The organism is Streptomyces sp. NPDC037401, assembly GCF_055602345.1.
The window spans coordinates 107,288-112,948 of the sequence record NZ_JBVJWO010000004.1; the positions used below are offsets into that span (position 1 = coordinate 107,288).

The 5,661-nt window shown below is 74.7% G+C and carries 6 protein-coding genes; 2 read left to right on the forward strand and 4 right to left on the reverse strand.

Features of this window, described 5'->3' with window-relative positions:
- Positions 1-177: 177 nt before the first annotated feature.
- Complete coding sequence (locus tag ACZ7H1_RS04735; RefSeq protein ID WP_470783738.1) at positions 178-606, reverse strand: SSI family serine proteinase inhibitor; 429 nt, start codon at positions 604-606, stop codon at positions 178-180.
- Positions 607-886: 280 nt separating this feature from the next.
- Here ACZ7H1_RS04735 and ACZ7H1_RS04740 point away from each other — a divergent pair, with 280 nt between their 5' ends.
- Positions 887-2,320: an amidase gene (locus tag ACZ7H1_RS04740; protein WP_470783739.1), complete on the forward strand. Its 1,434-nt coding sequence runs from the start codon at positions 887-889 to the stop codon at positions 2,318-2,320.
- Between the two features lie 41 nt (positions 2,321-2,361).
- Here ACZ7H1_RS04740 and ACZ7H1_RS04745 read toward each other — a convergent pair whose 3' ends face one another.
- Positions 2,362-2,820, reverse strand: coding sequence for a Crp/Fnr family transcriptional regulator (locus tag ACZ7H1_RS04745; protein WP_470783740.1), 459 nt, complete (start codon positions 2,818-2,820; stop codon positions 2,362-2,364).
- A gap of 128 nt (positions 2,821-2,948) precedes the next feature.
- On the reverse strand, positions 2,949-3,575 hold the full coding sequence (locus ACZ7H1_RS04750) for an alpha-ketoglutarate-dependent dioxygenase AlkB family protein (RefSeq protein WP_470783742.1): 627 nt from the start codon (positions 3,573-3,575) through the stop codon (positions 2,949-2,951).
- A gap of 164 nt (positions 3,576-3,739) precedes the next feature.
- Here ACZ7H1_RS04750 and ACZ7H1_RS04755 point away from each other — a divergent pair, with 164 nt between their 5' ends.
- Entirely contained in the window at positions 3,740-4,474 is a 735-nt protein-coding gene (locus tag ACZ7H1_RS04755) for a carbonic anhydrase (protein WP_470783743.1), read from the forward strand.
- Between the two features lie 23 nt (positions 4,475-4,497).
- Here the strand turns inward: ACZ7H1_RS04755 and ACZ7H1_RS04760 are convergent, their stop codons facing one another.
- Entirely contained in the window at positions 4,498-5,409 is a 912-nt protein-coding gene (locus ACZ7H1_RS04760) for an SCO0930 family lipoprotein (protein WP_470783744.1), read from the reverse strand.
- Between the last annotated feature and the right edge of the window lie 252 nt (positions 5,410-5,661).

A 5,661-nucleotide genomic window follows, 5' to 3' on the forward strand; every position in this document is an offset into this window, starting at 1 on the left:
GACCCACCCCCCGCCACCCCCCCCCCCCCCCCCCCCCCCCCCCCCCCCCCGCCCACCCCCCCCCCCCCCCCCCCCCCCCACCCCCCCCCCCCCCCCCCCCACGCTTCCCCCCCCCCCCCCCCGGAGCCGTGCGGTGCGTGTTTCCGAAATGCTGCGGCGTGCGCCGTGCGCCGTGCGTCAGAAGGCGAAGACGGTCCCCCTGCCGTTGTCCATCGCGCACGGGTTGCCGAACGTGTGCGTGTAGCTGAACCGCAGGCCCTCCCAGACCCCGTCGGCCGTCACCGTCACCGGGTCCCACTCCCTCGTGCACGCGGCGCCGGAGCCCGCCTCGGTGATGGAGTCCAGTTCCGCGTCGCTCGCGAGCAGTTCGGTGCAGGCGCCGGCCGGGTCCGGGTGCGTCCCGGCGGCCGTCGGCGAGCAGGTCAGCGTCACCGCGCGCAGGACGGTCCCGGTCTCGGCGTCCTCCCCGGCCGTCACGCTGAGGACGAGCGCGGACGGGGCGTACAGGCTCTCCGTTCCGGTCGGCGCGGCGCCGGCTGCGCCGGTGAAGGCCAGCAGGGCGAGGGTGGCCGTCGCGAGACCGAGACTCCGAGCGATGAACCGCATGTCGAACACTCCCGTGGGTCGGTTTCGGTTATCGGACGGGAGTCTTGCCCACCGCCGCGATGAACGCATGGTTCTACCATCAATTCGCGTCACGGAAGGTGACGCTTCAAGTGCAGATCGTGGCGATGGCGCATCGCTGACCTGTGGGGGAGCGCGGCCCCGAATCGGCCGAAGAGGCATGCTCCGCCGCGATCGCCAACACCCTTCGGCCATCTGGTGGTTACCGTTCGGTACTGCAAGGATCTGCATACGCGCCGGGCGATGGGGAGGGCTGGGACGGATGGCCGAGCTGCACGATCTGACCGCACTGGAACAGGGAGAGGCGGTGCGGGCGGGCACGGTCTCGCCCGCCGAACTCACCGGGCACTACCTGGACCGCATCGAGCGCCACGACGCCACGCTCGGCGCCTATCTCACCGTGACCCCCGAACTCGCCCGCGAGCAGGCCGCGCACGCGGAGGCCGCCGCGTCGGAAGCCCGCCGCGAAGGGCGGGCGCTGGGCCCGCTGCACGGCGTGCCGGTCCCCGTGAAGGACCTCAGCTTCGTCGCCGGGGTGCGGTGCACGCTCGGCTCGCAGGCGTACGCGGACCACGTGCCGGACCGCGACGACCACGTGGTCGCCCGGCTGCGTGCCGCGGGCACCGTGATGCTCGGCAAGACGAACACCCCCGAGTTCGGGCTGCCCGCCTACACCGAGAACGGTCTCGGCCCCGCCGCGCGCACCCCCTGGGACCTCGGCCGCTCGGCCGGCGGCTCCTCCGGGGGAGCCGCCGCCGCGGTGGCGGGAGGCCTGGCCCCGCTGGCGCACGGCAGCGACGGCGGCGGATCCATCCGGATCCCCGCCTCGGCGTGCGGTCTGTTCGGGATCAAGCCGAGCCGGGGACGGGTGAGTTCGGGTCCCGTGCTGCACGACGTCACCGGGCTGTCCACGCACGGACCGCTGGCCCGTACGGTCGCCGACGCCGCCGCGCTCCTCGACGTGCTCGCCGGGCACACGCCGGGCGACCCCTACGGCGCCCCGTCCCTGCCGCCCGGGGAGACCTTCCTCGCGGCCGCCGCCCGCGAGCCGGGGGCGCTGCGCGTCGTCGTGCTGCCCGACCCGCCGGTGCCCGGCGTCGGCCTGCACTCCGACTGCCGGGCCGCCCTCGACGACGCGGCGGAGCTGCTGGGGGCGCTCGGGCACCACGTGGAGGAGCTGGAGCTGCCCGCGGACGAGCGGCTGCTGGAGTCCTTCAGCCGGGTCTGGGAGGTCGTCTCCACCACCCTGCCGGTCGCCCCGGACGACGAGAAGCTGCTGATGCCGCTCACCCGCCACCTGCGCGAGGCCGGCCACCGGGTGGGCGGGCCCGCCTTCGCCGAGTCCCTGTACGCCTTCCGCGCCCTCGGCGAGCTGGTCGCCGAGGCGCTGCTCTCGGCGTACGACGTCATCCTCACGCCGACGCTCGCCCAGCCGCCCGCACTCGTGGGCAGCCTGCGCAACGACGACGATCCGGCCGCCGAATTCGCCGGCCTGGCCGCCTACACGCCCTATACCCCGCTGTACAACGCCACCGGCCAGCCCGCCGTCAGCGTGCCCCTGTACTGGACGGACGAGGGGCTGCCCATCGGGATCATGCTCGGCGGCCGGTACGGGGAGGACGCCGCGCTGATCTCGCTCTCCGCGCAGCTGGAGGCGGCCCGGCCGTGGGCGGGACGGCGCCCCGCCCTCTGGTGACGGGAGGCCCCCGCCCGGCCGGGCCCCGGCCGGGCGGGGTCTCAGTCGTTTCTGAGGTGCGGGGCATAGAGATCGAGCAGCCGGGTCCGGGTCTGGTGCAGCCGCTGGGCCAGGATCCGGCCGACCCAGTGCCCCAGTGCGGACCCGAAGGCCGGGTCGGCGTCCATCATCAGCCGGACCTTCATCGCATCGAACTCGTACGCCCGCACCGGGGTCATCGCCTCGGCGCTCAGCTGCCACACGTACGGGGGGAAGAGCCAGGACCAGCCCACGAGTTCGCCGGGGCCCAGGCTTTCGATCTCGGCCGGGCGGCGGCCCGGCACGGGTATCTCCAGGGTGACCGTGCCCGATCGCACGATCCAGAAGGCGTCGGCCCGTGCGCCCTCGTTGAAGATGCGGTCGCCCTCGCGCAGGTTGATCTCGCGGGCCAGCGCCATCAGGCGCGCCCGGTGCTCGGCGGAGAGGACGGCGGCGATGCGGGTGGGGGAAGGTGTGGTCACGGCGGCCTCCGGTCTCGTACCCCCCTGCCAACAGTGTGGCCGCAATCCGCCCGGTGCGGCCATGCCCGGGGGCGGCACTTGACGGCCGGGACGCGCCGCGGGTACGGCCGGGCCGGTGCCGGAGGGGCTCAGGACACCCCGCGGGTCCGGAACTGGACACTGATGCGCGGTCCCACGGCCCGAGCGGACTTCGGGACTGCGTGTTCCCAGGTGCGCTGGCAGGAGCCGCCCATGACCACGAGGTCGCCGTGCCCCAGGGGCAGGCGGCGTACCGGGCCGCCGCCGCGGGGCCGCAGGGCCAGGTCCCGGGGGTCGCCCACGGAGAGGATCGCGATCATGGTGTCCTCGCGGGCGGAGCGGCCGTTGCGGTCCCCGTGCCAGGCCACGCTGTCGCGCCCGTCGCGGTAGAAGCACAGCCCGGCGGTGACGAAGGGCTCCCCGAGCTCGTCGGCGTAGTAGCGGGACAGGTCGGTGCGTGCCCGGTCCAGCACGGGGTGCGGCAGCGGGTCCCCGTCGCCGTAGAAGGCCAGCAGCCGGGGCACGGCCACCTCGCGCTCGTACATCTGCCGGTGCTCGGCCCGCCAGGGCACCCCGGCCGCCAGCTCCTCGAACAGCGCGTCGGAGCCCGACAGCCAGCCGGGCAGCAGGTCGAACCAGGCCCCGTCGCCCAGCACGGTGCGGCGCACGCCCGTGAGCGGACCGAGGCGGATCTCGTCGGCCTGGTCGAAGAGGGAGCCCTGCAGTGGCGCACGCATGACACCATCGTACCCACTGAACCGAACACATGCTCGAATCGATGGCGCGGGAGCCTGCTTCAGGACGATTCGGGGAGCGAACGCGCCAAGCGGCCGGGTCGGGGAAGACCCGGCCGCTGCCACGCGGATACGTTCCGGCAGTGAATTCGAACAGACTTCCTCTCGTGTCCGCCTCCACCAGCCGCAGGAGCCTGCTGCGCGCAGCGGTCGCGGGGACCGCCATCGCCGGGAGTGCCGTCGCCGGGGCCGCCCCGGCCGCGGGCGCCGTCCTGCCGGCCGCCGCCGACCCGTACCGGGAGGAGACGGGCACCCGCCCCGGAACACCCCGCGAGGCACTGCGGGAGCTCGCGGCCGGCAACCGCCGCTGGCGCGCCCACCGCCAGCGCCACCCGCACGAGTCCCGCGAGATACGCCGCCGGCTCACCCTGGGCCAGGACCCCTTCGCCGTCGTGCTGGGCTGCGTCGACTCCCGCGTCCCGCCGGAACTGGTCTTCGACCAGGGGCTCGGCGACCTGCTCGGCGTGCGCAGCGCGGGCGAGGTGCTGGACGAGGCGGTGCTCGGCAGCATCGCGTTCGGCGTGCTCGAACTCGACGTCCCCCTCGTCATGGTGCTCGGCCACCAGTCCTGCGGCGCGGTGTCCGCCGCCGTCCACGCCGAGGAGACCGGCGAGCCGCTGCCCGCCCACATCCAGTACCTCGCCGACCAGATCCGTCCCGCCATCGACCACGGCCGGCACGGCCCGGCCCGGGTCGACGCGACCATCACGGCGCAGGTGCGCAGGGTGCGGGACGAGCTGGCGGCGGAACCCGACCTCGCGGCGCGGATCGCCGCGGGCAGGCTGGCCTTGGTGGGCGCGCGCTACGAACTGCACGACCAGTCCGTACGCCTCCTGCCCTGACGGCCGCGGCCGCCGCGGGGCGGCTACTTGGCGAGCTTGCCCTGCGGCGTGACCGCGAACCACTTGCCGCCGACGCCCTGCCCGCTGGTGTCACCGGGGGTCTTGTCGCCCGTGAACCAGTACAGCGGCCAGCAGTCGATGGTCAGCTGCACGGTTCCGTCCGGGCGGGTGTACGGGATGACCAGCTTCGGGTCGATGCCCTTCACGTTCTTGAGGTCGGCCATCTTCGCGGGCTTCCAGGTGTCCAGGCAGGGACCGGTGCAGTTGGACTTCATCGGCCACGCCGTGTCCTTCGTGAACCGGTAGAGGGTCCGGCCCTTGCCGTCCCGCACGATCGGGCCGAGCTCCGGGTTCTCGACCACCGACAGCGAGGGCAGCTTCTCGGCCGGCGCGGCCCCGGCCTTGCCGCCCTCGGGGGTCACGGCGAACCACGTGCCGCCCACGCCCTGGCCGTTGGTCTGGCCGGGCGCGGTGTCCTTGGCGAACCGGTACACCGGCCAGCCGGCGATCGTGAGCTGCTTGACGCCGTCCGCGCGGGTCAGCGAGCCGAGCTTGGAGGAGTCGACTCCCGCGGCCGCCTGCGCGCCCGCCGTGGCCGGCACCGGCGGCCAGGTCTTGGCGCAGTCGCCCGCGCAGGCCGAGGTGGAGGGGGAGGCGGTGTCCTTGTCGAAGCGGTAGAGGGTGAAGCCCGCGGCGTCGTTCACGACCGGCCCGAGCTTCGCGTCGCTGCGGACCGCCAGCGGGCCCCCGGCCTCCGCGGGCGCCGCTCCGGCGCCGCTGCCGTAGGGGTCCTGCTGCGCCGCGGGCGCCGCGTCCCCGGCCGCCGCCTTCTCCGCGGGCTTGGCCCCGCTGCTGTCCTGGGTGCCGCAGGCGGCCGTTCCCATCAGCAGTGCGGCGGTGGCTCCGGCGAGGGTGAGCTTGCGCCAGTCGGTCATGACAACTCCCGTAATGCAGTGGTTTGTTTGCTTCATCAGCTTCTGTCTTCACTGGGAACACGAGGGCCGGCGCGGGGGAGTTCAAAGGAGTTCGGAAGAATTTCCGGAGTTCCGGAAGCGGGCGGCGAGCGGGCGGCGAGCGGCCGGTGGGCGCACCGGAACGCACGAGCGGGGGGGGGGGAGGGGGGGGGGGGGGGGGGGGGGGGGGGGGGGGGGGGGGGGGGGGGGGGGGGGGGGGGGGGGGGGGGGGGT

What these genes read in the sequence shown, in the direction of transcription:
- ACZ7H1_RS04760 (WP_470783744.1), bottom strand. Translation starts at nt 5,409, where the DNA reads ATGACCGACTGGCGCAAGCTCACCCTCGCCGGAGCCACCGCCGCACTG.
- ACZ7H1_RS04735 (WP_470783738.1), bottom strand. Translation starts at nt 606, where the DNA reads ATGCGGTTCATCGCTCGGAGTCTCGGTCTCGCGACGGCCACCCTCGCC.
- ACZ7H1_RS04740 (WP_470783739.1), top strand. Translation starts at nt 887, where the DNA reads ATGGCCGAGCTGCACGATCTGACCGCACTGGAACAGGGAGAGGCGGTG.
- ACZ7H1_RS04750 (WP_470783742.1), bottom strand. Translation starts at nt 3,575, where the DNA reads ATGCGTGCGCCACTGCAGGGCTCCCTCTTCGACCAGGCCGACGAGATC.